We start from the raw sequence: 823 nt of genomic DNA, 5'->3' as shown, positions 1-823 counted from the left end.
TTGGTGGTGGGGTGGGCTGGTTGTCTGGTTGTTGTTTGTGAATTGCATAGTGGACGCGAGCATCTTTGTGGCCAAGTTGTTTAGGGCACACGGTGGATGCCTTGGCATCAGGAGCCGATGAAGGACGTGGGAGGCTGCGTTAAGCCTCGGGGAGTCGCCAACCAGACGTTGATCCGGGGATGTCCGAATGGGGAAACCTAGCACCAGTCATGTGGTGTTGCCTCCGTCTGAATGTATAGGGCGGTTGGTGGTAACGCGGGGAAGTGAAACATCTCAGTACCCGTAGGAAAAGAAAACAATTTAGTGATTCCGTGAGTAGTGGTGAGCGAAAGCGGAAGAGGCTAAACCGTGCGCGTGTGATAGCCGGCGGGCGTTGCGTGTGCGGGGTTGTGGGATCTTCCGGAAGGGACCGCCGTCTCTTCGAGCAGTGAGAAATCGGTGGGGTAGTCGAACGCTCTGGGAAGGGCGGCCGTAGACCGTGATAGCCGGGTAGGCGAAATTCTGCCGACTGCTGGGAGTCGTCCCGAGTAGCACGGGGCTCGAGGAATCCTGTGTGAATCTGCCAGGACCACCTGGTAAGCCTAAATACTTCCTGATGACCGATAGTGAACGAGTACCGTGAGGGAAAGGTGAAAAGCGCCCCGGTGAGGGGTCGTGAAATAGTACCTGAAACCGTGTGCCTACAAGCCGTAGGAGCGTAGTCGTCTTCGGACGGCTGTGATGTGACTGCGTGCCTTTTGAAGAATGAGCCTGCGAGTTATGGTGTGTGGCGAGGTTAACCCGTGTGGGGGAGCCGTAGCGAAAGCGAGTCTGAATAGGGCGT

General features: G+C 56.6%; 1 rRNA gene. It reads left to right on the top strand.

Annotation, left to right across the window (positions count from 1 at the left end):
* Positions 1–69 precede the first annotated feature (69 nt).
* Positions 70–823: ribosomal RNA gene (locus HHX30_RS40325) — 23S ribosomal RNA — on the top strand; the annotation flags it as partial.

Source organism: Microbispora sp. H10836 (genome assembly GCF_012999525.1).
Taxonomy (GTDB): domain Bacteria; phylum Actinomycetota; class Actinomycetes; order Streptosporangiales; family Streptosporangiaceae; genus Microbispora.
This window is presented reverse-complemented; position numbering and strand designations above follow the sequence as displayed.